A 22,310-nucleotide genomic window follows, 5' to 3' on the forward strand; every position below is an offset into this window, starting at 1 on the left:
GCACCTCTCTGTGGAACGCGTGGAGGGGCCCTGGTGCCATGTGGCACCAGGGCCCCGAAGGAACTGCTACACCATCTGCCGACCCTGGTACTGCGTCGGCCTTCTGTTTCCGCAGACCCGACCGAGATGCTGTCGGGGGTGCGCGGATCGCGGTTGCTTGACCGGAGACCACCTCACTATCGATGTCCTGCGGTACCCGGACTCAAGACTTCCGCCCGGGCGATCCTGATGGCGCGGGGCTCCTCCGTTCTTCCCTCGGTGATCAACTACTTACCAAGCGGGGGACTGCGTACTGCTGGTACTGCTCTACTGCGAACTGCTGGTGATGCGAACTGCTCAGTGGCCTGCGACAGCGCCACTCTTCGGCAGCCAGCCCCGTCGCCCGTCCTGCATCTGCTCTGGCTTAGAACCCCACTGCCGAACCTCCCGGTACGCGCGCCCGCAGTCGACGCCTTTACCGAGGTGCTGCTCACTGACTTCACTGCTGGGTACTGCGAACTGCACTTACGGGTACTGCACTTGCGTTAACTGCGGTACTGCTTGTGGCGGCCCCTGATCACTGCGGGCCACCCGGTCCGGCCGTCAGTCCCGTCGCCGTCCTGCAACCGCTCTGGCTTCGGAACTCCACCACCGCACCGTCCTGCGAAGTGCACTTGCGGGTACTTCTGCCCGGCAGTTCATCTCTGCCGGGCCCTGCTCGATCTCGGCTACGTGAGAAACCATAACCACGCCACCCCCCAATGTCTACTCCAGCCGACGTAGATTTTCGTGTGTTCGACGGTGAGGTAGTCATCCTCGAACTGAACAGGGACAGGGTTGAGGGACCCCGAGCCGGGCAGAAGGTGCCGCATAGAGCGGACCGGGCATTGACGATCCAGAGACCGGGTGACCTGATGGACATGATGAGCATCAACGCCGCAGCCGACCGTTCCGCAATCTCGGTCGCCGACGCACGCGATGCCAGCCGGGCTTTCCTGGAAACCCCCGGGCAGCCGGAGATCGCCGCCGAAGCGGCCGACACCGTCGTCCTGGTCGTCTCCGAGCTCGTCACCAACGCGCTGCGCCACGGCGGCGGAACCTTCACGCTCCGCCTGACCGCCCACACCGACACCATCGCGGTGGCCGTCGACGACGCCAGCCCGCGGGCGCCGCGCATGCGCACCCCCGACCTGGACGGCGGCACGGGAGGCTTCGGCTGGCCCATGGTCAACCGCCTCGCCCGCGCCACCGCGGTGACTCCCCGGATGGCCGGCGGCAAGACGGTGAGCGCCGTCCTCACCCGGTAGCACCAAGACGACGGTGCCGACAACTTCCCAGAAACGACCCTTTCCCGGAGCAAGATCAAGAGCGGTCCGCGCCGGCGGCCCGGAACCCGGATCAGCTGTCAATACTCGTTCTCACTCAAAAGTGAGCTGTGGCCCATTCTGGGGTTTGTGACAGCATCCGAGATCATGACGGATCCTCAAACCGCACTCGCGTCCGATGCCGACGACGAGAGCCATCCCTGCTCCCGCTGTCACGCTCAGGCAGGTTCGCCCTGTCGCTCGCGCTCCGGCGCGGTCGCCGGCACCTACCACACCGGCCGCTTAACTAAGCTTGACTATTAACCCCACCAAGATCATGTCTTGGTGGGGTTAATAGTCAAGCTAAGGTGCCCCGGCTCGCCAAGCTCCTGCGCGTCCCGACCCCCGCCGACCGCGGCCCGGGTCAGCCGTGGCGACCCGGCACCCACGTCCCGGCACCGATCGACCCGGACACCCCGACCGCCGACATCCGCATCGGGTACGCCAGGCGCTCCAGGTGCTCCAGCCACCAGGAACTCCAGTCTCAGCTGGACGCGCTCGCCGCAAAGAACATCCCCCGGGACAAGATCTTCGCCGAGAAGATCAGCACCCGGGTGCGGGTCCGCCCCGCCTTCGGGGAGTCGCTGAAACCGCGAGGGAGATCAAGGCGCACGCCCCGCACTGCCGAGTGATTTTCACGGTGAACGAGAGGAAGAGGCCGGGGCGGGATGCCGCGGAGCTGACCGCGCTGGCGGACCACCTCACCGCGCACGGCCTGGTGCTGGAGATGCTGGCCGGACCGCTCGCCGGGATCTACGACCCCACCGGCCCAGGTCGCCTGCTGTTCGGGTTCTTCGCCGCGATGGCCGAGACCGAGCGGGAGACCATCCGGGAGGCCACGCTCGAAGGGCTGGACGCCGCGGCCCGCAAGGGCAAGCACGGCGGCCGGCCGTCGGTCATGACTGATGACATGCTGCACACCGTGCTCCGCCGCCGCGCGAGCGGCGAGACCGTCGAGCAGATCCAGCCCGACCTGATCACCCCCACTGGCAGGCGCAAGGGACAAAAACCGAGCCCGTCGAGCATCTACCGGGCCCTCGCCGAGCACGAGAAGCGCATGGCGTATCCGGAAGCCGTCGAGCAGGCTTGTGCCGACTTCGCCGCCCTGACGGCTGGCGAGGTACCCGGCCCGCGGGCAGCGGGCCAGGCCCCCGCAACGCCGTGACAGCCGAAGCATGCCCCGTCTGGAGTACGGCGCGTTCGAGTCCCGCTTCGTTGTACGTGGTGTGACGGCGGATGGTGAGCAGCGTGTTCACGGTCGTGGTTGACCCTGGGGCCGCGCCGGTCCAACGGTGTGGGCTGGCCGTACCAGGTCGACCAGATGCGTCGCGCGCTGAGGTCCCGGGCTGAAGACGCCCTCGCCCGGCGGCTGGGAGTGCCGCCGACTCGTTTCCTGACCTCGTCCGATGCCTCGGCCACAGCCGGACCTGGCAGCGCAGTGCCGGGGGCCTGGCCGTAGTCTGCTTCCCATGGCCGACACACAGACCCTCACGCCCCGTGAAGCCTTCGAGATGCTGCTGGCCGGCAACCAGCGGTTCGTCGCCGGTTCGCCCGAGCACCCGAACCAGGACGCCGCTCGCCGCACCGAGGTCGTCTGGGCCCAGAGGCCGTTCGCCGTGCTCTTCGGCTGCTCCGACTCCCGGCTGGCCGCCGAGATCATCTTCGACCGAGGGCTGGGCGACCTGTTCGTGGTCCGCACCGCCGGGCACGTCCAGGGGCCGGAGGTGCTGGGCAGCATCGAATACGGGGTGAGCGTGCTTGGCGCCCCGCTGGTCGTGGTGCTCGGCCACGAGGCGTGCGGCGCGGTCGCGGCCGCCCGCTCCGCCATCGAGGACGGCACAGCGGCGGGCGGCTACGTGCGGGACGTGATCGAGCGGGTGACCCCCAGCGTGCTGGCCGCCCGCGCCGCCGGGCGCACCGAGGACGCGGACTTCATCGCCGAGCACATACGGCACACCGTCGACCTCTTGCTGGACCGCTCGCGTGTTCTGGCGGGAGCCGTCGACACAGGCCGGGCCGCGGTGGTGGGGCTGTCCTACCGGCTGGCCGACGGTACAGCCCGCCTGGTCACCGCCCGTGGCCTCGACGACGTGCTGGTCGGCTCGGGATCGTAATCCGGGAGGGTCAGCGTTCCTCTAGGCCAGGCGCGACCTTGCGGAGCTCTGCGGCGCTGATCGCTCCGGCGCGCAGCAGGACGGGCGTGGCTGCGGTGATGTCCACGATCGAGGACGGGACGTCGGCCGGGGTCGGCCCCGCGTCCAGATACACGGCCACTGTCTCGCCGAGCATCATCTGGGCGGCGTCGCAGTCCTGGGGGGACGGCTTGCCGGTCAGGTTGGCACTGGAGACGGCGAGCGGACCGGTCGCGGCGAGCAGCTCCAGGGCGAGTGGATGCGCGGGCATACGGACCGCGACCGTGCCACCGGTGTCGCCGAGGTCCCACTTGAGCGACGGCTCGTGGCGGGCGACCACGGACAGCCCGCCCGGCCAGAACGCATCCAGGAGCTTCCGCGCCTGCTCCGGCAGATCTTCGACCAGGCCGTCCAGGTCATCGGGGGAGCCGACCAGCACAGGCGAGGGCATGTTCCGTCCCCGGCCCTTGGCGTCCAGCAGCCGACCCACCGCCTCGGGACGGAAAGCATCAGCCCCCACCCCGTAGACGGTATCGGTGGGCAGCACCACGAGCTCACCACGCCGCACCGCCGCGGCAGCCTCACCCAACCCGACGGCACGCACGGAAACGTCGCAGCAGTCGTAACGCCGAGACACGGTCGTCCTCCATCCCATCGTTCTGTTGTCCGGCCAGGGTAGGCACCTCCCCGGTGTCCAACGACCCGGACGTTCCGACGTTCTCCACCGCCAGACCCACCGGCCGGCCGTCGAACAGGCCATGGACAAGGGCAAGCGGCTCACCGGTCCGGCGCGCGACGAGCTCGCCGGCGAACTCAAGACCGCCTACGACGCCGGTGCCGCCAGCGGCACCGCAACCTCGACATCGTCGAGTTCTTCGGCCCGGTCCTCGAACGATGCCGTGGTCTCCAGCCAGGCGGCGAGCGCCAGGGCAGCCTGCGGGTCCAGTGCGGCCATGTGCGAGGCCGCCCCCAGGGCCCGCGCGTGGGTGCGCCGCTCCGGGCTGTCCGGGTAGGCGAACGAGGCGAGGATGCCGCCGCCCACGGTGCCGTCCAGCTCGACGTCCTGCGGCGTGAACCGGCCAGGACCAAGGCGCCCGTCTCTCGTCGGGAGACTCCGTGGCCTCGGCTGCGCGGCGCCGCAGGAGCGCCGCAGCTTCCCGCAGCAGCCCGTCCGTCATCGCCTGGCCCCTTTTCACCGGCCTCGGGTTCGGTCGGAAAGAAGCGGCGGCCGTGCCATGGGTGGTCGGACCCGGCGGGCGCGACGGCGCGGGGCCGCTGCGGTATCGAGCATGGCCCGGTCGGCGGCCGGTGCCGGGAGTCGTTCCTGTCCTGCTTCAGCTGCCCGAACGCGCTGGTACTGGGGCGGCACCTGCCCGCCCTGCTCGCGCTGACCGATGCAGTGCTGCACAGACGCCGAAGGGCCCCCGGCGCAAGGCCGGGAGCCCCCTGGGTTCGGCGGACCGGTCAGTGGCTGGCTGCGAGTTCGCCGCTGAGCGTGCCGTGGAGTTGGGCGCTGGGGTCGTTGAGGCCGGTGATCTCGACGGTTTTGCCACGCTGGGCGTACTTGGTCTCGATCGCGTCCAGGGCTGCGACGGAGGAGGCGTCCCAAACGTCGTGCTGCTGGAGCGCCGCAGCCCTGCGATCGGCCCGCGCGGGACTGTGCGCAGCAGGTCTTAACGGCTGCGGTTTCGTGACTCGATTCGAGCGAGGTCAGCCGTCCCCTCGGACGCCCTGCCTGCGTTGAGTGCGCCATCCGGCGGCGACCGACGAGGAGTGACGGCTCAGTGGCCTCGCGGGGCGTACATGATCACGGCCATCCCGGCGAGGCAGACCAGTGCGCCGATGACGTTGAAGCGGTCGGGCCGGTAGCCGTCGGCGATCAGATCCAGCCCTTGTGTTCGCGCACTCCCTGCCAGACCAGCCAGGCGCCGCCGATCTCGAACAGGGCGGCGACGACGAACAGGGCGAGGGAGCGGGCAACGGTCACGGCCGTGGGCCCTACCGGCGGGCCGGTCCGGTGATCTTCAGCGGGTCGGCCGCTTGCTTGCAGCCGCACCCCTCTTCTCGTGCGGCCGAGGGGGCGCAGGAGCAGGGTCGGCGGCGTTGTGAGAACCACCAGGCCCCTGCGGCGAGTGAGGCCAGGGCGAGGGCGAGCGCGGGCAGCCAGCCCACCAGGGCGGAGGCTCCGGCCCCGACGACGCCTGCGGCGATTAGGACGGGCAGCAGGCAGCACGCCACGCAGGCCAGCCCGGCCAGGCCCGCGAGCGCCTTCGGGGTGCGCTTCGGGCGCGGGTCAGCAGCAGGGTCCGGCATGTCGGTTCTCCTCGGCAAGATCAGTGAAGGGGATGGGACAGCAGGCGCTTCCGGCGCACACGGTCAGGTCGTCGCAGCCGGCCTCGACGGCCGCGACCAGGGTGGTGCGGATGGTGGTCAGGTCCGCGATCTTCGCGTCGACCTCGGCGAGCTTCGCGGCCGCGCGGTCCTGCAGTCCGGCAACGGGGCGGCCGTGGCGGTGCCGGCCGGCCTCCAGCAGCTCGGCCACCTCGTCAAGGGCGAAGCCCAGCCGCTGGGCCGCCTTGATCACCCGCAGCGCGGTCACCGCCTCACCCCCGTACAGGCGGTGACCACCCGGGCTGCGCTCCGGTGGGGTGAGCAGGCCGCGCCGCTCGTAGTAGCGCAGGGTCTGAATGTTCACCCCTGCCGCATCGGCGACCTGACCGCTGCGCAGGCCCGCGCTCAACGCGGCCCACCGGCGGCCGCGCGTTCGGCCAGTGCGTCCAGGACCGGCACGTGCGCCTGATCCACTGCGATGTCCAGCAGCACGGCACCGGCGACGGTGGTCACGGTGAAGGTGAAGAACGAGCAGCAGCTGCTCTCCCGCTCCACCAGGTCACCCACCCGCTCTTCCAGACCGGTGCCGGTGCCCAGGTCCAAGCGCACCCGCAGCGGCTCAGGCCGGGACACGTGCCGCAGCCGCTCGGCGAACAGCGCATCCCACTCCGCCACGCGCAACGGCAGCTCCTCGGCCGGCAGCGTGCACGCCTGTGGCACCCAATCCAGTTCAGTCATCGAAGCGCACTCCCGTCATCACGCCCCTTGGGCGGGGACTCTGTCGACGGTAAACCTGTACCTGGGTACCGGATGCAACCCTCGTCCCTCACTTGCCGCCGGACGCGTTCGGGGTGGCGGTGCCGAACACCGCGGTGACCACGTCGCGGGCCTCATCCGATGCGGTCACCGTGAAGCTCATCCCCTCCGGCCCGATCGTGAGGGCGAAGGTGAAAAACGAGCAGCAGGCGAACTCCGCCGCCGCCAGGCGGGCCAGTTCCACCGCAATGCCGGGGTCGTGGTCGAAGACCAGGCTCACCCCACCCTCGGCAGCCTCCCGCCCAGTGGCTTCGCCAAGGGCCGTCTGCCACTCAGTGATGCGCTCGCGCATCGCGTCGGCGCCGCCGGCAAGGGTGCACACGATGTCCGACCCCCCGCCGACCGCGTCCGCCGACAGGACCATCCGACTTGCCGGAACCCGCGGCGTGACCACGGCCGACGCCGCCGTCACGCAGACACATTCCTTGCCTCGCGCATCGCGTCGTGTCCCACCTCCCCGCCCACCTCGACGATCCGGCCCTGCACTCGCGCCACCTCTTCGCGCGGTCCGGGCTGGTCGCCGGGGGTGCTGCTCTGTAGCTGGGCGGCCTGCTCGATCAGCTCCACGATTCCGGACTGGAACGTGGTCAGACGCTCCGTCACCAGCTGGGCCATGCGGGCCTGCACCGCCGCACAGTCCTCGCCGTCGTACAGCTCGATCAGGCCGGCCAGATCGCTGCCGATGCCGAGTTGCTCGGCCGAGGCGAGCAGCCGCGCCCGCACGGTCGACGCCGCTTCCACGGGTGGCTTGCCTGGTTGCCCAGTGACGGTGCCACAGCACCTGCCCCCCGCCTCCGGCACCCAACCTGACATGGAAACCTCCACGGTCATCAGCAGTCTCGCTGTCGTGCACCGACCGTAAGGCTGTACGTGGGTACCGGATTCAAGCCCGCCGCGCGCGTGGGCCGGTGGCCTTGGCTCGCTCAGCGCACCGCCCGCGAGCGCACGTGTGTTGTCTGCGTCAGGCGGCGGGCTGCTCGGCGGCCGTGCGGCCGGGCATGAAGATGACCGTCACCAGCGCCAGGCCGACCACTGCTCCGGCGAGCTGGGCAGCAATGAACGGCGGAACCGAGGCGGGGGCGATGCCCGCGAACGTGTCGGTGAAGGCGCGGCCGACCGTGACGGCCGGGTTGGCGAACGATGTGGAGGAAGTGAACCAGTACGCGGCGCCGATGTAGGAGGCGATGGCCGCCGGCGCGAAGCGGAGGCGGTCGGTGCGGGCCAGGCCGAAGATCAGCAGGATCAGCCCGGCCGTCGCGACCACCTCGCCCAGCAGCAGATTCCCTGCCGAGCGGTCGTGCGTGGACCACTTCACCAGCGGCTCACCGAACATCAGGTCGGCCAGCACAGCGCCCGCGATCGCGCCGACGATCTGTGCGGGCACGTACACGGCTACCTCGCGGGCGGTGACGCCGGCGCCGCCGCGGCGGGCGGTCCACCACTCGGCCAGGGTCACGGCCGGGTTGAAGTGCGCGCCGGAGACCGGGCCGAGCAGAAGGATCAGTACACCGAGCCCGAAGACGGTGGCGATCGAGTTGGCCAGCAGCTGTAGGCCCACGTCCTGGGTCAGTTCGGTGGCCTGGATGCCGGAACCCACCACGACGGCGACGAGCGCAGCGGTGCCGACGAGTTCGGCAGCTGCCCGGGCGCCCAGCGGGGTGCGGGGCGGGGTGGCTCCGGGCGTCGGCTGCGGTTCGGCGGCTACGGAGGTAGCCGGGGTGGCGTCGGGGGAAGCGGCCTCGGTGGCGGTCAACAGGACTCCTTGGTGCAGTCGCGACGATGTGCGGGGGGTCAGGGGCAGGACCGCTTGAGGTTCGCTTCGGCAGTGGCGCGCGCGGTCTTGGCGAGGTCGGCGAACTGACCGGCAAGCTGTTCGATGACGTCGGGGCGCACCTTGTAATAGGTGAACCGGCCGCACGGCTCGGTCTCGACCACGCCCGCCTCGCGCAGCACCTTCAGGTGATTGGAGACGTTGGTCTGCTTGGCACCGGTCTCTTCGACCAGGTGCGTGGTGCAGAGCGTCTCTTTTGCGAGCAGGGTCACGATCTGGAGCCTGAGCGGGTCTGCCAGCACCCGAATCAGGTCAGTGTCGACTGACGTCATCATGGACTGATACTCTCACATCACCCGGAGCTGATACCAGTCCGGGCTGGCCTTCGTGAGCCCGTGGAGGGTTCTCATGTCCCCACCGTCTTCCCCCGTCCTGCCCGACCAGCGGCTCTTCGCCGGTGCCCCCCGCCTCGCCGCACGCCACGAGGGCCGCTTCTCGGCCGAGACCGTACAGCACCTGCTGGCCGACTCCTACACGCGGCTGGCTACCGTCGCCAAGATCCAAACGCATCTCGTGATGCTCGCCGAGCGCCTGGCAGCCGAACGGCTTGACGCACTCGCGAAGGTCGAAGGTGCCCCGGGATCCGGGATACCGAGGGTGCTGTTCGTTATGCAGCCACAACGCAGGCCGCTCGCAGATCGCCGCCGCACTCCTGGAGCACCGCGCCGGCGGCCGCGTGGTGGTGTCCTCCGCAGGCAACGCGCCAGCCGCAAAGGTCGACCCCGTCGTCGCCCAGGTGCTCGTCGAAACCGGCGCTGACATCGCCACCGCCTATCCCAAGCCGCTGACCGACGAAGTCGTCAAGGCCGCCGACATCGTCGTGACCATGGGCTGCGGCGACGCCTGCCCGGTCGCCCCCGGACACCGCTACCTGGACTGGCCCATCACCGACCCCGAAGGCCCCCCAATCGCCGTCGCCCGCACCATCCGCGACGAGATCGACGCGCACATCACCGACCTCCTGGCCACACTCCCGTAAGCCGGCACCTCCGTCAGCTCCACCCACGATCCCCAAAGGAAGAACCCATGTCCTCCACTCCGCTCGCCTCCGTGCTGTTCGTCTGCGTTCACAACGCCGGGCGCTCGCAGATGGCCGCCGGATTCCTCTCCCACCTCGCGGGCGATCGCGTCGAGGTCCGCTCCGCGGGCTCGATCCCGGCCGAGCAGGTCAACCCGGCCGCGGTCGAGGCGATGAAGGAGGTCGGCATCGACATCTCCGAGCAGAAGCCGAAGGTGCTGACCACCGAGGCCGTCCAGGCATCCGACTACGTCATTACCATGGGCTGCGGCGACGCCTGCCCGATCTTCCCCGGCAAGAACTACCTCGACTGGGCCCTCGAGGACCCCGCGGGGAAGGGCGTGGAGTCCGTCCGTCCCATCCGTGACGAAATCAAGACCCGCATCGAGGCCCTGTTCGCCGAGATCGACGCCAAGCAGGAAGCGTGACCTCCGTGACGGACACCGACGTGCGTGAGGTCATCGTCATAGGCTCCGGCCCCGCCGGATACACAGCCGCCCTCTACACCGCCCGCGCGCAGCTCAAGCCCCTGCTGTTCGGCAGCTCGATCTTCGTCGGCGGCGCGCTGACCACGACCACCGAGGTCGAGAACTTCCCGGGCTTCCCCGACGGCGTCGACGGCCCGGTCCTCATGGAGAACATGCGGGCGCAGGCCGAGAAGTTCGGCGCCGAGATGATCGACGACGACATCGTCGACGTCGATCTCACCGGGCCGGTCAAGGAACTCTCCGACTCGGCAGGCGCTGTTCACCGGGCCAAGACCGTGATCGTCGCGACCGGCTCCGGCTACCGCAAGCTCGGCCTGCCCCGCGAGGACGAACTGTCCGGACGGGGAGTGTCTTGGTGCGCGACCTGCGACGGGTTCTTCTTCCGTGACCGCGACATCGTCGTGGTCGGCGGCGGCGACACCGCCATGGAAGAAGCCACCTTCCTCACCCGCTTCGCCCGCTCGGTCACCGTCGTGCACCGCCGCAGCAGCCTGCGCGCCTCCAAGGTCATGCAGAACCGCGCGTTCGCCGACGACAAGATCTCTTTCGCCTTCGACAGCGAAATCGCCGAGATCAAGGAAGAGGGCGGCGTGCTCTCCGGCGTCGTTTTGCGCAACACGGACACCGGCGCCGCCCGCGACCTGGACGTCACCGGCCTGTTCATCGCGATCGGCCACGACCCGCGCACCGAACTGTTCACCGGACAGATCGACCTCGACGACACCGGCTACATCAAGGTCGAGGCCCCGTCGACCCGCACCAACATCTCCGGCGTCTTCGCCGCCGGCGACGTCGTCGACCACACCTACCGCCAGGCGATCACCGCCGCCGGCACCGGCGCGGCCGCGGCCCTGGACGCAGAGCGTTATCTCGCAGCCATCGCTGACACTCAGGTATCGGCGGTAGCGGTAGGGGCCGCCTGACCCATCGGCAGAGCCTCGTCGGTCTACGTACAGCGGTGCGCAGGCCGCCGCTTCGGCGGTAGCTGCGCCGGGGCGCCACACGACTCATTCCTGTCCGTGCGGCGCCCCGAGGCCCTACGTGCCTGGAGCGCCGAGGCTTTTGAAGAGGCGAGCAGCGGAGTGCGTTTCCAACGCGCAAGTTCCTGCTCAACCGGCCCGCTCAGGAGGAGTGATGGGCCAGTTCCAGATGCGGGTCCAGATCACCCGGCACTGGCGCCGGGTCGGCGTGCACGAGGACGGCGGTGAGTTTCGGAATGGCGTGCAGTAGAGCGTGCTCGGCATCGACGGCCACGCGGTGGGCCTCTCGTACACTCAACTCCCCGTCGACGACGACCGCGACCTCCGCGCGCAGCCGATGGCCGATCCAGTGCAGCCGCAGCTCGCTCACCGCCCGCACGCCCGCGACCTCGCCCAGCGCGTGCTCGGCGGCGTCGACCAGAGTGGGATCGACCGCGTCCATGATCCGGCGGAAGACCTCCCGGCAGGCGTCGCGTAGCACCAGCAGGATCGTGGCGGTGATCGCCAGACCCACGATCGGGTCGGCGAGCCGCCAGCCGAGCGCGGCGCCGCCGGCGCCCAGCAGCACGGCGAGGGAGGTGAATCCGTCGGTACGTGCATGCAGTCCGTCTGCGACCAGCGCGGCCGAGCCGATCTCGCGGCCGACACGGATGCGGTGGCGGGCGACCCACTCATTGCCGAGGAACCCGACGACAGCGGCGGCCGCCACCGCGGGCAGGTAGCTGATTTCCTGCGGGTTCAGCAGCCGGTCGATCGCCGTCCAGGCCGCGAAGGCGGCGGAGGCTGCGATGGTCAGCACGATGACGATGCCGGCCAGGTCCTCGGCACGACCGTAGCCGTAGGTGAAGCACCTGGTGGCCGCACGGCGGCCCAGCACGAAGGCCACCCCGAGCGGCAGCGCGGTCAGGGCGTCGGTGGCGTTGTGCACGGTGTCGCCGAGCAGTGCCACCGAGCCCGACAGCACCACGACGACCGCCTGCGCCACCGCCGTCACCCCCAGCACGACGAGTGAGGTCCACAGCGCCCGCATGCCCTTTGCCGAGGACTCCAGCGCCCGGTCAACCTTGCCGGCGGACTCGTGGGAATGGGGCTTCACCAGATGCCCCAGCTTGTGCCGCCACCGCGCCCAGCGGCCCGGGCCGTGACCAAGCTCAGGACCGTGGTGGTGCTCGTTGGGGTGGGTGGGCCCGTTCTGCTCGCTCACGAATCTGGCCTTCCGACGCGGGACAGGGAGGTGGACATGGGGACGAGCCTCCATCCATTCTGTGCGTATGAGCGCACGCATGCACCTATCACCTGCGCACGGCTCGCACCCGCAAGATCCGGGCGCCGAGCAGTTCGCTCGCGCCGCCGAGGTCCTGGGCCTGCTCGCCGACCGCACGCGACTCGCGCTGCTGCACACTCTCGGCAAGGGCGAGGCCGACGTCACCACGCTGACCGCCGCCTGCGACGCCGCCCGCCCGGCGGTCAGCCAGCACCTGGCCAAGCTCCGCCTCGCGGGCCTGGTCGATGCCCGCAAGGAAGGCCGCCGTGTCGTTTACGCCCTGGCAGACGGCCACCTCGCCCGCCTGGTCGGCGAGGCACTCAGCCACGCCGACCACGATCTGTCCGGCATCCCGCGCCACGGCTGACGGGCAGCGCCCTACCGGGACCTGCTCCGCGCCAACCACCGCCGTCCCGCCAGAGCGGCCGCAAGATGTGCCACAAGACCAACGGCGACCATCGCCAGACCGACCCGCGCACTGATCCACAGGTGCACCGCGACACCCGCACCCAGCAGCAGCGCGAAAGCGATCCGCAGAGTGCGGTTCGCGTGCAGCATCCGGCTCACCGCACAATTTCCGGCCGGACGGCCTGGACATAGCGCAGGTGCGGGCGCACGTCGCCGCGCGCCCGCACCTTGAAACCGGAGTCGGCGGCGAGGCCGTCGAGGAGATCCACCGGGTTGTGCTCCATCGCCGGGCCGGTCAGCGCGCCGATCAGGTGACGGCCCAGCCGACTGCGCGGCGGCCGGAAGTCTGCGAGCAGCAGTCGCCCGCCGGGGCGCAGCACCCGGAACATCTCGCGCAGCGCGGCGGGCCGCACATCGGCCGGGATGTGATGGATCGCCAGGCTGGTGACCACCACGTCGAAGGAGGCGTCGGGCGCGTTGAGCGCCTCGGCGACCCCGGTCTCGTACGAGCAGGCACCGCTGCCTGCTTTGCTCCGCGCATAGCCGATGACGGTGGGCGAGGGATCGATGCCCACCGCGCTGCCGCCGGGTGCCACCGCCGCGGCGACCAGCCGGGTGAGGTAGCCGGTGCCGCAGCCCACGTCGAGCACCTTGTCCCCGGGGCGGGCACCGCTGAGTTCGACCAGGCGCGAAAACGCGCGGCGCCGCCGCCCGCCGAAGAAGACCGCCGTGAACACCTCGTAGGCGCGGGCCGGGCCAATCGTCTCTCCCCGTGTGGTGGTCTGCGGATCGCCGTGCAGGAGTCGTCCGAGGGCCATCACCCCTCCTTAACTTAGTCATGACTAAGAACGCTCGTCAGCTTAGTCACGACTAAGTTAGGGGCGCAAGGGGGGTTACGATTTCCCCTGTGACCGACTCAAGATCCACCACCCGGAAAAGCGCGCCGCGCGTCCGGCTCCCCGCCGCACAGCGCAAGGAGTCGATCCTGACCGCGGCCACCGAGGTGTTCGCCGAATCCGGGTACCGGCGCGGCAAGGTCTCCGAGGTCGCCGCCCGGCTCAGGGTGAGCGAACCGGTGGTCTTTCAGAACTTCGGCTCGAAGGCGGCACTGTTCGCCGCCGTCCTGGACCGGGCCGTCACCCGGGTCCGCGATGTCCTCAACAACGCGGTCGACCACGGCACACCTGTGTCGGAACTCCTGGAGGAATTCCTGGCCCCGGACCACATGGACCGCTTCCACACACCAGGATCGCTCGGCTTCCTCTTCGCCGACGCCTCCTCGCTCACCGCCGAGCCCGGAGTCGATGACGTAGCCCGCCACGCACTCCAGCAGATGGCCGAGGCTTTCGCGGACCTGCTCCGCAGCGGACAGCGCGACGGCGACATCCGCCCCGACCTGGACCCGGCAGCCGGCGCCTGGTGGCTCATGTCAATGCTGTCCGCACGCACCTTCCGCGCCGCCGTCATCCCCGACCGAGCCGCGCTGGAAGCCCGTCTCAGCGCCATGACACTCAACGCGCTGACCGCACGGGAGCGGTCCGCCGACGAGCCGTAAGCCCTGCTCAGTGGATTCAGTCGGTTCACCGAGGTCTGCGCCCGAGGGTCTCCGACGCAGACGGCGGAATCATCGACTTGCTGCTCTCCGCTCAGTCGATGCCGCGATCGCCGATTTCGCTGTACTGCCCGCCGTGGCCAGGTAGTCACCACTCGTCCCGAGAACTGGCCCGCGGCTCAGTGGCGTACACGCCTCACGGCGGCGCGGACGACCGTCGAGGCCACGGTTCCCGGAGACTGCGCAGGCCGGGAAGCGGCGCTACGAGCCCTCCACCTCCTCCGCCGCCGCCCTCGGCGGCTCGGCCGCCGAGTGAGGGAACCCGGGTCTCGGGAAGGCGAACCAGTCCACCGTGGTGAGGGGCGGTGAACCGGGCAATGTCGAAGATGTCGAGGTTCGGGTTGGAGGGTCTCGAAGAAAACGATCCGGGTGCGGTCGGTGAGGACTTCCGGCACCCGGTCGGCTTCGGCGGCAATCAGGGACTCCGCACACGCGGCGCTGCCGCTCTGGTCCTGATCCTGGCCCTGGCCGCGCTGTTCCTGTCTGGGAATCCGCTCTGTGTGTGCGCGGGGCAGCCGGCCCTGGCGCGGCCGGGGTCAGGCTGCGCGGTGGCTTGTGCCACGGCCCTCGGCGACATCCGGAGCCTTGGCCGCGCGTCGCGGCAGCCGGAGGCGTTTGAGGTCAAGGGCGTTGACGGCGACGATGATGCTGGAGCCGGACATGGACAGTGCGGCGATCTCGGGGCGGAGCACCAGTCCGGTGGCGGGCTCGAAGACCCCCGCGGCGATCGGGAGGGCGATGGCGTTGTAGCCGATGGCCCAGCCGAGGTTCTGCCGCATCTTGCGCACGGTGCCCCGGCCGATCCGTAGTGCGGTGGCCACGTCGAGGGGGTCGGAGCGCATGAGGACGAGGTCGGCGGTCTCGATGGCGACGTCGGTGCCGGCGCCGATCGCGATGCCGAGGTCGGCCTGGGCGAGGGCGGGCGCGTCGTTGACGCCGTCGCCGACCATGGCGACCTTACGGCCGCCCCGCTGCAGTTCGGCGACCTTGGCCGCCTTGTCACCCGGGAGGACCTCGGCAATGACGGTGTCGATGCCCAACTGCTGGGCGATCCGCGTGGCTGTGGCCCGGTTGTCGCCGGTGAGCATGACCACCTCGACGCCGAGGGCATGCAGTTCGGCCACGGCGGCGGCCGAGGTCTCCCGGGGTGCGTCGGCGATGCCGAGCAGGCCTGCCGCCTGCCCGTCGACGCAGGCAATGACGATGGTGCGGCCGGTACTTACCATCTCCTGGCGCGCACCGGCCAGGGGGCCGAGGTCGACGCCTTCACGTTCGGCCAGGCGGCGGTTGCCGACCGCGACCCGGTGGCCGTCCACGACGGCCGTCGCACCATGGCCGGGAACGTTCTCGAAGTGCCGGGCAAGACCCGCTCCAACTGCAGCACGGGTCAGTGCGTACCGTACGACAGCCTCGGCCAGGGGATGCTCGGACTCGCGCTCCACCGCTGCCACCAGGCGCAGGAGCTCCGTCTCGTCAATTCCTTGTGCGGTGACGACGTCGGTGACTTCCGGCTCGCCCTTGGTCAGGGTGCCGGTCTTGTCCATGACGACCACCTGGATACCGGCGGATGCCTCCAGGGCGACGGCGTTCTTGAACAGCACGCCCCGCCGGGCGCCCAGGCCCGTACCGACCATGATCGCCGTGGGAGTCGCCAGGCCCAGCGCGTCCGGGCAGGTGATAACGACGACGGTGATGGCGAACAGCATCGAGGCGCCGAACGGGCGGTCGGTGGCCAACAGCCAGACGGCCAGAGTCACGGCGCCGCCGACCAGTGCGACGAACACCAGCCGGAACGCCGCCCGGTCCGCCAGCCGCTGCCCCGGCGCCTTGGAGTTCTGGGCTTCCTGGACCAGCTTGACGATCTGAGCCAGTGCGGTGTCGGAGCCGACCTTGGTGGCGCGCACACGCAACGTGCCATTGGCGTTGATGGTCGCGCCCACCGCCTGCGAGCCGGGCGCCTTGTGCACCGGCAGACTCTCGCCGGTGACCATCGACTCGTCGACTTCACTCTCGCCCCCCTCGACCACCCCATCGACGGCGATCTTGGCTCCGGGGCGTACCAGAAGCAGGTCGCCGACCGCGACCTCGGCTGTGGGTACCTCGACCGGCTCGCCGTCCCGCAGGACGAGCGCCTTGGGCGGGGCCAGGTCGAGCAGAGTGCGGATCGCGTCGTTGGCACCTCCCCGGGCACGCATCTCGAACCAGTGGCCGAGCAGCACGAACGAGGCAAGAACGGTGGCCGCTTCATAGAAGACGTCGCCGCCCCCAGTCAGCGTGACGATCAGGGAGTACAGCCAGCCGGAGCCGACGGCGACCGCGACCAGCACCATCATGTCCAGCGTGCGTGCCCGCAGAGCCCGTACGGCACCGCCAAAGAAGATCGTGCACGAGTAGAAGATCACCGGCAGGCTCAGCAGCAGTGCCCACAGGTCCTGGCGCAGCCCAAAGGGGACGGGGGCGTCCAGTCCGAACACGTCCTCGCCGATCGGCGACCAGATGACAATCGGGACAGAGAACACCACCGCCACCAGGAAGCGGTTGCGCATGTCGGCCGCCATGGCCGCCATCGACATCTCGCCGTGACCACCGTGGCCCATCCCTTCGTGCGGGGACACCGCCCCCTCCGGCTTCGCCGGCGCCTCGGCGTGGGCCGGGTGCCCGGCGGGCTCGGTCCACACGTCCGCCGCCACGCCGGGGACCCCATGCCCTTCATCGGGCGGATCCGGTTCGGCCATGGGGTCGCACACATGCGAGGGCACCAACTGACCTGCGCAGTGGTAACCGCAATCGGTAACCCAGCCGCGCAGCTCGGCCAGCGACGTACGCCGCGGATCAAAGACCACCGTCGCCGCCTGCGCAACCGGGTTCACCTCGACCTCAACGACGCCGGGGCGCCGCCCCAGCACAGCGGCGACGGTGCTCTGCTGCGACGCCCAGGCCAGGCCCCGTACATCCAGCACCGCAGTACTGCGCTGCTTGGCCGGGCCCGTCGGGTACGGCAGGGGTTGACCGTGGTCGTCTGCGGAGTCAGGCATGGCCATTCCTCTTCGGGGTCCGCTGTCTTCACGGAGGGAGTAGCAGGAGGGCCTGGATCGTGGTGCGCCGGCGCACACCCGGACCAGGTGGGCTACGCGTTGTCGAGGACAACATTCATGCGGGCGAACTCGGCGGTCTGGGAGATGACGATGTCGTCGGCCACCTTCTTGGCGACCTGGCTCGCGTCCTTGGCTTTTCGGTCTTGGCCATCACGACGACACCTTCGTGTCGCTTGATCATCAATTCCAGGAAAGCGGCGTCGAATGCCGGGACGCCTCTTCCAGCTTGGCCATGTCGTCGCCGGTCAGCATCCCGGGCATGGAGCGTCCAGAGTGCTCCATGCCGCCTTCCGCGGGTACGTCCTCGCCCCACGAGGTCAGCCAGCCGGTCATGGTCTTGATCGACGAGGTCGGTCGCTCCGAAGTGGAGGAGCTCCACGCGGTCGTCCTGCGGGCAATGATCCGACGCCGTGGCCTGCTCTCCTCGTGGCTCAACCGCCGCCGCAGTCCCCACTCGCCGGCCACCCTGTTCCTGTCACCGACGTACCCCCTCCTGCGGACGCCGGTCCAGCAGAGACTCCCCAGTTTTAGTCGCCGGCCGGTGCGGGACGACTAGGTGTATTGCCCTGGAGCGTTGTTCACGCGGCTGATCGGTGGGGGGCCGCCGAGTGCGGTGTGGCAGCGGCCAGACCGGGTGTGGAGGCGGTCGCGGAGCGCGGCGATGCGGTGGTGGCCGCCGTCGGCCAGCTCCTCGGCAGCCAGTTGCGCCGCGGCGCCCAGGGCGACGGCGAGCGCGACGTTTTCGGTGTCGGCGCGCAGGCCGCGTTCCCGCCCGCCGCCGTAGACCAGCGGTTCGAGGGTGACGCCGTCGCGTACGTACAGGGCGGCGATGCCCTTCGGCGCGTACATCTTGTGGCCGACGATCGTCAGCAGGTCGACGCCCAAGTCCCGTACGTCCAGGGGGATTTTCCCCTCCGCCTGAGCGGCATCGCAGTGGAAGAGTCCCCCTGGGCGCGGGTGATACGGGCCAGCTCGGCGATGGGCTGGAGTGCGCCGGTCTCGTTGTTGGCGGCCATGACCGAGACGAGGACGGTGTGCTCGGTGAGCGCGGCGGCCAGCGCCACCGGATCGACCAGGCCGTCGGCGTCGACGGGCAGGTAGGTCACCTCGGTGCCGTGCAGGCGTTCCAGGGCCCGGCAGGTTTCCAGGATGGCTGGGTGCTCGGTGACTGGGTGATCCCATGCGGACGGTCGGTCTTGGCGGCCAGTACGGCACCCCGGATGGCGAGGCTGTCGGCCTCGGAGCCGGAGCCGTTGAACACGATCTCCTCGGCTTCCGCCCCGATGAGCGCGGCGACCTGGCCACGGGCGCTGCCCAGGGCTTTCCTCGGCTCGGTCGCGTAGGCGTGGGCACTAAGGGATTGCCGAACCAGTCCGCCAGATACGGCCGCAGCGCCTCGGCAACCCGCGGGTCGGCCGGAGTGGTGGCGTTGTAGTCCAGATAGACCGGTCCACCCTGCAGCCCGGGGTGCACAGGGATCATGCGGCATTCCCACTGTCCACGGGCAGCTCGGCAAGCCGCCACTCCAGCATCCCGTCGCTCAGCCGGACCGCCTTGCGGCCACGCTCATGCAACAGCCGTACGGCGTCGTACGCGAGAACGCAGTAGGCGCCACGGCAGTACGCCACCACCTCGGCCTCATCGGGCAACTCGGAGATCCGCTCGGCGAGTTCCTCGACCGGAATGGAGAGCGCACCGGGGATGTGCCCGGAGGCGTACTCCTCAGACGGGCGGACATCGAGGACGACGACCTCACCCGCCTGTGCCCGGGCCAGCAGCTCCTCACGGCCGACCTCCTCCACCTCGCCCGGGTCGCCGAGGTAGGCGGTGCGGGCGGCCTCCACACCGGCCTGATGGGCCTGGGCGACCTGCCGCAGCAGCGCGTACAGGGCGGCGACGTCCTCCCCGGCCAGCCGGTAGTGGATGCGGACGCCTTCGCGGCGGGTGGCCACGAGCCCTGCCTGCTTGAGGGTCTGCAGATGCGCCGAGGCGGTGGTCAGATTCAGCCCCGCCGCCTTCGCCAGCGCGTCGACGGTGCGCTCGCCCTGAGCGAGCAGATCAAGCAGTTCCAGACGCTTTCCGCTGGCCAGAGCCTTACCCGTGTGAGCGAAGGCGTCGTACAGCGCCGACTTGCGCGTGACATCTCCCATGGCATCCTCCATAGATCCATGGAATATTGTATCTGTGGGCAGGTGCTGTGACCACTCAGCCCCTACCGTGACACCTGGAGGACCTGATGGGCTTCGCCGACGATCACCTGATACCCCTGGTCGATGAGGGGCTGGGCAACAGCGCCTACCTCGTCGACCTGGGCGACGGCCGGGCCCTGGCCGTGGACGCGAGCCGGGACCTGCGCGCCCTGCGCGCGGCTGCAAGCCGGCGCGGACTGACGGTCGCCGTCGCCGCCGACACCCACCTGCACGCCGACTTCCTGTCCGGAGCGGTGCAGCTGGCGGCCGACGACGGCGCCACCGTGCTCGCCTCAGCCGCCGGACGCCGCGCCTTCCCGCACACCGCGCTCGCCGACGGCGACGAGACCGACCTGGGCGGTCTGACTCTGCGGGCGCTGGCCACCCCCGGGCACACCGATGAGCATCTGTCCTTCCTCCTCCTGGACGGTGCCCGCGAGCTGGGCGTATTCACCGGCGGCTCACTCATCGTCGGCTCGGCCGCCCGTACGGACCTGCTCGGCGCCGACCGTGCGGAGGAGCTGGCTCGCGCCCAGTACCGTTCGCTGAGGCGCCTGGCCGAACTGCCGGACACCACAGCGGTGTGGCCCACCCACGGCGCGGGTTCCTTCTGCTCCGCGCCGCCCGGTGCCGAGCGCACCACCACCATCGCCGCCCAGAAGCGGGCGAACCCGCTGCTCGCCGCGCCGGACGAGGGTACCTTCGTCACGCAGTTGCTCGGCAGCCTCGGCTCCTACCCCGCGTACTTCGACCGCTTGGGCGAGGTGAACCGGCGCGGGCCCACAGTCCTCGGCTCCGCCCCGCCGCTCACCGCGCTCTCCGTGGCCGAGGTGCGCAGTCTGCTCGGCCAGGGCGCACAGGTCGTCGACGTACGTCTCGTCGCGGACTTCGCCGCCGGGCACATCCCCGGTGCGATCTCCATTCCGCTGCGCGACCAGTTCGCCACCTGGCTGGGCTGGTTGTTGCCCGACGACGCCCCGCTCGTCTTCGCTACCGCACCCGGTCAGGATCTCGCCGAAGTCACATGGCAGGCGCTGAAGGTCGGATACGAACGCCTCGCAGGGCACCTGCAGATGGCCGCCTGGACCGCCGACGGTGGACAGCAACAGACCATCGAACTGCTTACCGCCGACCGCATCGCGAACCGGCCAGTGCTGGACATCCGGCAGACAGCCGAACATGCGACAGGTCACATCGCCGACGCGGTCCACATAGAGCTCGGCGACCTTGCCGCCCGTACCGATGAAGCACCGAAAGGTGCTGTGGTCGCCTGCGGCCACGGCGAACGCGCCATGACCGCCGCCAGCCTCCTACAGCGAGCCGGCCACCAGGATCTCGCCGTTCTCGACGGCGGACCTGACGACTGGTCCAAGGCCACCGGCAGCCCCCTGGAGAAGACCGCGTGACCACCCACACCACCGGCGAGACCAACTCCGGCATACGTCTCGGACTACGCGCCAACCTCGCCCAGTTGAGCCTGCTCGTCGCCGTGAACGCTCTGGTCGGCGGCATGCTCGGCCAGGAGCGCACGGTCCTGCCGCTGCTGGCCGACGACGTCTTCCACCTGTCCGCCTACACCTCCGCCCTCACCTATATCGTGGCCTTCGGCGCCACCAAGGCCGTCACCAACTTCTTCGCCGGGACCTGGTCGGACCGCTTCGGCCGCAAGCCCGTTCTGATCGCCGGATGGCTGATCGCCATCCCGGTTCCCGTCATGCTCGCGTGGGGTCCGTCGTGGGGCTGGATCATCGCCGCCAACATCCTGCTCGGCATGAACCAGGGCATGACCTGGTCCACCACCGTCATCATGAAGATCGACCTGGTCGGCCCGGAACGACGCGGCCTGGCCATGGGCTTCAACGAGGCCGCCGGCTACGTCGCCGTGGCTGCCACCGCGATGGCTACCGGCGCCATCGCCGAGCACGCCGGGCTGCGCCCAGAGCCGTTCCTGCTCGGTGCCGCCTACGTCGTCCTGGCCCTGGGCCTGTCCACCTTCGCGGTGCGCGAGACCCGAGACCACGCCCGCTTCGAGGCCTCGCGCCATAACTCCCCTACTGGCGGTGGCCACGACGGAGATCTGACCACGGTCCAGATCGCCCGTCTCACCAGCCTGAGCGACAAGGCTCTGTCCGCAGCCAGCCAGGCCGGCATGGTCAACAACCTCAACGACGCCCTCGCCTGGGGCATCTTCCCCCTGCTCTTCGCCGCCCACGGCCTGTCGATCGCCCAGATCGGCATCCTCGCCGCCCTCTACCCCGCCGTGTGGGGAGCGGGCCAGATGCTCACCGGCTGGTGGTCCGACCACATCGGCCGCAAACACCTCATCACGACAGGCATGTTGCTGCAGGCCGCCGCCATCGCCCTTGTCGCCGTCGGCACTACGTTCGGCGCCTGGGCCGCCGCGCAAGTCCTCCTCGGCATCGGCACCGCCCTCGTCTATCCCACTCTGCTCGCCGTTATCGGCGACGTCGCCCACCCCGCGTGGCGTGCTCGCGCCGTCGGCGTCTACCGCCTGTGGCGCGACGGCGGCTTCGCCGTCGGCGCCCTGCTCGCCGGAGCCCTCGCCGACGTCTACAGCCTGACCACCGCTATCTGGGCTGTCGCCGCCCTTACCGCCGCTTCCGGCCTCGTCGTAGCGGTACGCATGTACGAGACGCACCCCCGCCCGTGATCATCGAGCCCCGGTGATCGACATCAGCAGCACTGACACCCGTCGGCCTCACGCAAACACCACGTCCGACCCCAGGACACGAGGCAGATGAGCGCGCCAATGATGTCGAACGTGGGGGCGCTGCGCTGACGG

The 22,310-nt window shown here is 70.0% G+C and carries 27 protein-coding genes and 6 pseudogenes; 14 read left to right on the forward strand and 19 right to left on the reverse strand.

All coding sequences use genetic code 11. The annotated features are described in order from the left end of the window. Positions 1–893: 893 nt before the first annotated feature. The 4 genes from AB0D12_RS13035 (at position 894) to AB0D12_RS13050 (ending at position 3,457) form a co-directional block, all read left to right on the forward strand. On the forward strand, positions 894–1,286 hold the full coding sequence (locus tag AB0D12_RS13035; protein ID WP_362681259.1) for an ATP-binding protein: 393 nt from the start codon (positions 894–896) through the stop codon (positions 1,284–1,286). A gap of 365 nt (positions 1,287–1,651) precedes the next feature. Further along, the gene (locus AB0D12_RS13040) at positions 1,652–1,975 is read left to right on the forward strand and encodes a hypothetical protein (protein WP_362680601.1); all 324 of its coding nucleotides are present in this window, start codon (positions 1,652–1,654) and stop codon (positions 1,973–1,975) included. 8 nt (positions 1,976–1,983) lie between these two features. Beyond that, a complete protein-coding gene (locus AB0D12_RS13045; RefSeq protein ID WP_362680604.1) occupies positions 1,984–2,508 on the forward strand; it encodes a recombinase family protein in 525 nt (174 codons plus the stop codon). 304 nt (positions 2,509–2,812) lie between these two features. Beyond that, positions 2,813–3,457 carry a carbonic anhydrase gene (locus tag AB0D12_RS13050; RefSeq protein WP_362680607.1) on the forward strand — a complete coding sequence of 215 codons (645 nt, stop codon included), beginning with the start codon at positions 2,813–2,815 and terminating at the stop codon, positions 3,455–3,457. Positions 3,458–3,467: 10 nt separating this feature from the next. Here the strand turns inward: AB0D12_RS13050 and AB0D12_RS13055 are convergent, their stop codons facing one another. After that, on the reverse strand, positions 3,468–4,112 hold the full coding sequence (locus tag AB0D12_RS13055) for an L-threonylcarbamoyladenylate synthase (protein ID WP_362680610.1): 645 nt from the start codon (positions 4,110–4,112) through the stop codon (positions 3,468–3,470). Between the two features lie 121 nt (positions 4,113–4,233). Between AB0D12_RS13055 and AB0D12_RS13060 the strand changes: the two are divergent. Next, positions 4,234–4,290 (forward strand): annotated as a pseudogene (locus tag AB0D12_RS13060) (hypothetical protein); the annotation flags it as partial. A gap of 8 nt (positions 4,291–4,298) precedes the next feature. Here AB0D12_RS13060 and AB0D12_RS13065 read toward each other — a convergent pair. The 10 genes and pseudogenes from AB0D12_RS13065 to AB0D12_RS13110 form a co-directional block, all read right to left on the reverse strand. Then, positions 4,299–4,517, reverse strand: a complete 219-nt coding sequence (locus AB0D12_RS13065) for a hypothetical protein (protein WP_362681319.1) — start codon at positions 4,515–4,517, stop codon at positions 4,299–4,301. A 422-nt stretch (positions 4,518–4,939) separates the two neighbouring features. Beyond that, positions 4,940–5,086 (reverse strand): annotated as a pseudogene (locus tag AB0D12_RS13070) (sodium-independent anion transporter); the annotation flags it as partial. A 170-nt stretch (positions 5,087–5,256) separates the two neighbouring features. Next, a pseudogene (locus AB0D12_RS13075) lies at positions 5,257–5,462 on the reverse strand (hypothetical protein). A gap of 11 nt (positions 5,463–5,473) precedes the next feature. After that, on the reverse strand, positions 5,474–5,788 hold the full coding sequence (locus tag AB0D12_RS13080; protein ID WP_362680613.1) for a hypothetical protein: 315 nt from the start codon (positions 5,786–5,788) through the stop codon (positions 5,474–5,476). Beyond that, on the reverse strand, positions 5,769–6,215 hold the full coding sequence (locus tag AB0D12_RS13085) for a MerR family transcriptional regulator (protein ID WP_362680616.1): 447 nt from the start codon (positions 6,213–6,215) through the stop codon (positions 5,769–5,771). Before AB0D12_RS13085 ends, AB0D12_RS13080 begins: the two co-directional genes overlap by 20 nt. Continuing rightward, positions 6,212–6,544 carry a hypothetical protein gene (locus tag AB0D12_RS13090; RefSeq protein WP_362680619.1) on the reverse strand — a complete coding sequence of 111 codons (333 nt, stop codon included), beginning with the start codon at positions 6,542–6,544 and terminating at the stop codon, positions 6,212–6,214. Before AB0D12_RS13090 ends, AB0D12_RS13085 begins: the two co-directional genes overlap by 4 nt. 88 nt (positions 6,545–6,632) lie before the next feature. Beyond that, the gene (locus AB0D12_RS13095) at positions 6,633–7,034 is read right to left on the reverse strand and encodes a hypothetical protein (protein ID WP_362680621.1); all 402 of its coding nucleotides are present in this window, start codon (positions 7,032–7,034) and stop codon (positions 6,633–6,635) included. Beyond that, the gene (locus tag AB0D12_RS13100) at positions 7,031–7,363 is read right to left on the reverse strand and encodes a hypothetical protein (RefSeq protein ID WP_362680623.1); all 333 of its coding nucleotides are present in this window, start codon (positions 7,361–7,363) and stop codon (positions 7,031–7,033) included. Before AB0D12_RS13100 ends, AB0D12_RS13095 begins: the two co-directional genes overlap by 4 nt. A 220-nt stretch (positions 7,364–7,583) precedes the next feature. After that, entirely contained in the window at positions 7,584–8,375 is a 792-nt protein-coding gene (locus AB0D12_RS13105; protein ID WP_362680625.1) for an MIP/aquaporin family protein, read from the reverse strand. Between the two features lie 38 nt (positions 8,376–8,413). Next, complete coding sequence (locus AB0D12_RS13110) at positions 8,414–8,728, reverse strand: metalloregulator ArsR/SmtB family transcription factor (RefSeq protein WP_362680626.1); 315 nt, start codon at positions 8,726–8,728, stop codon at positions 8,414–8,416. 73 nt (positions 8,729–8,801) lie between these two features. On the opposite strand from AB0D12_RS13110, the gene AB0D12_RS13115 reads away from it, so the two are divergent. The 4 genes from AB0D12_RS13115 to trxB are packed head-to-tail and all read left to right on the forward strand — an operon-like array spanning position 8,802 to position 10,882. Then, positions 8,802–9,212, forward strand: coding sequence for a three-helix bundle dimerization domain-containing protein (locus AB0D12_RS13115; protein WP_362680628.1), 411 nt, complete (start codon positions 8,802–8,804; stop codon positions 9,210–9,212). After that, positions 9,106–9,432, forward strand: a complete 327-nt coding sequence (locus AB0D12_RS13120; protein WP_362681262.1) for an arsenate reductase ArsC — start codon at positions 9,106–9,108, stop codon at positions 9,430–9,432. The genes AB0D12_RS13115 and AB0D12_RS13120 overlap by 107 nt, the downstream gene beginning before the upstream one ends. A 47-nt stretch (positions 9,433–9,479) precedes the next feature. Beyond that, complete coding sequence (locus tag AB0D12_RS13125; RefSeq protein ID WP_362680630.1) at positions 9,480–9,899, forward strand: arsenate reductase ArsC; 420 nt, start codon at positions 9,480–9,482, stop codon at positions 9,897–9,899. A 5-nt stretch (positions 9,900–9,904) separates the two neighbouring features. After that, the gene (gene trxB / locus AB0D12_RS13130) at positions 9,905–10,882 is read left to right on the forward strand and encodes a thioredoxin-disulfide reductase (protein WP_362680632.1); all 978 of its coding nucleotides are present in this window, start codon (positions 9,905–9,907) and stop codon (positions 10,880–10,882) included. Between the two features lie 199 nt (positions 10,883–11,081). Here the strand turns inward: trxB and AB0D12_RS13135 are convergent, their stop codons facing one another. Beyond that, positions 11,082–12,047: a cation diffusion facilitator family transporter gene (locus tag AB0D12_RS13135; protein ID WP_362681265.1), complete on the reverse strand. Its 966-nt coding sequence runs from the start codon at positions 12,045–12,047 to the stop codon at positions 11,082–11,084. Between the two features lie 163 nt (positions 12,048–12,210). Between AB0D12_RS13135 and AB0D12_RS13140 the strand changes: the two genes are divergently transcribed. Further along, positions 12,211–12,570: a metalloregulator ArsR/SmtB family transcription factor gene (locus tag AB0D12_RS13140; protein ID WP_362680634.1), complete on the forward strand. Its 360-nt coding sequence runs from the start codon at positions 12,211–12,213 to the stop codon at positions 12,568–12,570. 11 nt (positions 12,571–12,581) lie between these two features. Here the strand turns inward: AB0D12_RS13140 and AB0D12_RS13145 are convergent, their stop codons facing one another. Further along, positions 12,582–12,761: a hypothetical protein gene (locus AB0D12_RS13145; RefSeq protein ID WP_362680637.1), complete on the reverse strand. Its 180-nt coding sequence runs from the start codon at positions 12,759–12,761 to the stop codon at positions 12,582–12,584. 5 nt (positions 12,762–12,766) lie between these two features. Next, entirely contained in the window at positions 12,767–13,429 is a 663-nt protein-coding gene (locus AB0D12_RS13150) for a methyltransferase domain-containing protein (RefSeq protein ID WP_362680640.1), read from the reverse strand. An 89-nt stretch (positions 13,430–13,518) separates the two neighbouring features. On the opposite strand from AB0D12_RS13150, the gene AB0D12_RS13155 reads away from it, so the two are divergent. Continuing rightward, positions 13,519–14,166, forward strand: coding sequence for a TetR/AcrR family transcriptional regulator (locus tag AB0D12_RS13155; RefSeq protein ID WP_362680643.1), 648 nt, complete (start codon positions 13,519–13,521; stop codon positions 14,164–14,166). Positions 14,167–14,759: 593 nt separating this feature from the next. Here the strand turns inward: AB0D12_RS13155 and AB0D12_RS13160 are convergent. From AB0D12_RS13160 to AB0D12_RS13175, 4 genes and pseudogenes are all read right to left on the reverse strand, one after another. Beyond that, entirely contained in the window at positions 14,760–17,258 is a 2,499-nt protein-coding gene (locus AB0D12_RS13160; protein WP_362680645.1) for a heavy metal translocating P-type ATPase, read from the reverse strand. A gap of 115 nt (positions 17,259–17,373) precedes the next feature. Further along, positions 17,374–17,651 (reverse strand): annotated as a pseudogene (locus tag AB0D12_RS13165) (DUF305 domain-containing protein). Between the two features lie 219 nt (positions 17,652–17,870). Beyond that, positions 17,871–17,975 (reverse strand): annotated as a pseudogene (locus AB0D12_RS13170) (IS481 family transposase); the annotation flags it as partial. A gap of 48 nt (positions 17,976–18,023) precedes the next feature. Continuing rightward, positions 18,024–18,469, reverse strand: a pseudogene (locus tag AB0D12_RS13175) (aminotransferase class V-fold PLP-dependent enzyme); the annotation flags it as partial. Positions 18,470–18,538: 69 nt separating this feature from the next. On the opposite strand from AB0D12_RS13175, the gene AB0D12_RS13180 reads away from it, so the two are divergent. Then, positions 18,539–18,661, forward strand: coding sequence for a hypothetical protein (locus tag AB0D12_RS13180; protein WP_362680647.1), 123 nt, complete (start codon positions 18,539–18,541; stop codon positions 18,659–18,661). A 135-nt stretch (positions 18,662–18,796) separates the two neighbouring features. Here AB0D12_RS13180 and AB0D12_RS13185 read toward each other — a convergent pair whose 3' ends face one another. Then, positions 18,797–19,468 carry a metalloregulator ArsR/SmtB family transcription factor gene (locus AB0D12_RS13185; RefSeq protein ID WP_362680649.1) on the reverse strand — a complete coding sequence of 224 codons (672 nt, stop codon included), beginning with the start codon at positions 19,466–19,468 and terminating at the stop codon, positions 18,797–18,799. An 86-nt stretch (positions 19,469–19,554) separates the two neighbouring features. Here AB0D12_RS13185 and AB0D12_RS13190 point away from each other — a divergent pair, with 86 nt between their 5' ends. Together AB0D12_RS13190 and AB0D12_RS13195 are read left to right on the forward strand one after the other, a co-directional pair. Beyond that, positions 19,555–20,913, forward strand: a complete 1,359-nt coding sequence (locus AB0D12_RS13190) for an MBL fold metallo-hydrolase (protein ID WP_362680651.1) — start codon at positions 19,555–19,557, stop codon at positions 20,911–20,913. Beyond that, positions 20,910–22,178, forward strand: a complete 1,269-nt coding sequence (locus AB0D12_RS13195; RefSeq protein WP_362680653.1) for an MFS transporter — start codon at positions 20,910–20,912, stop codon at positions 22,176–22,178. The genes AB0D12_RS13190 and AB0D12_RS13195 overlap by 4 nt, the downstream gene beginning before the upstream one ends. Positions 22,179–22,310: the final 132 nt, after the last annotated feature.

It is taken from the genome of Streptomyces sp. NPDC048479, from assembly GCF_040651435.1.
Classification (GTDB): Bacteria; Actinomycetota; Actinomycetes; order Streptomycetales; family Streptomycetaceae; genus Streptomyces.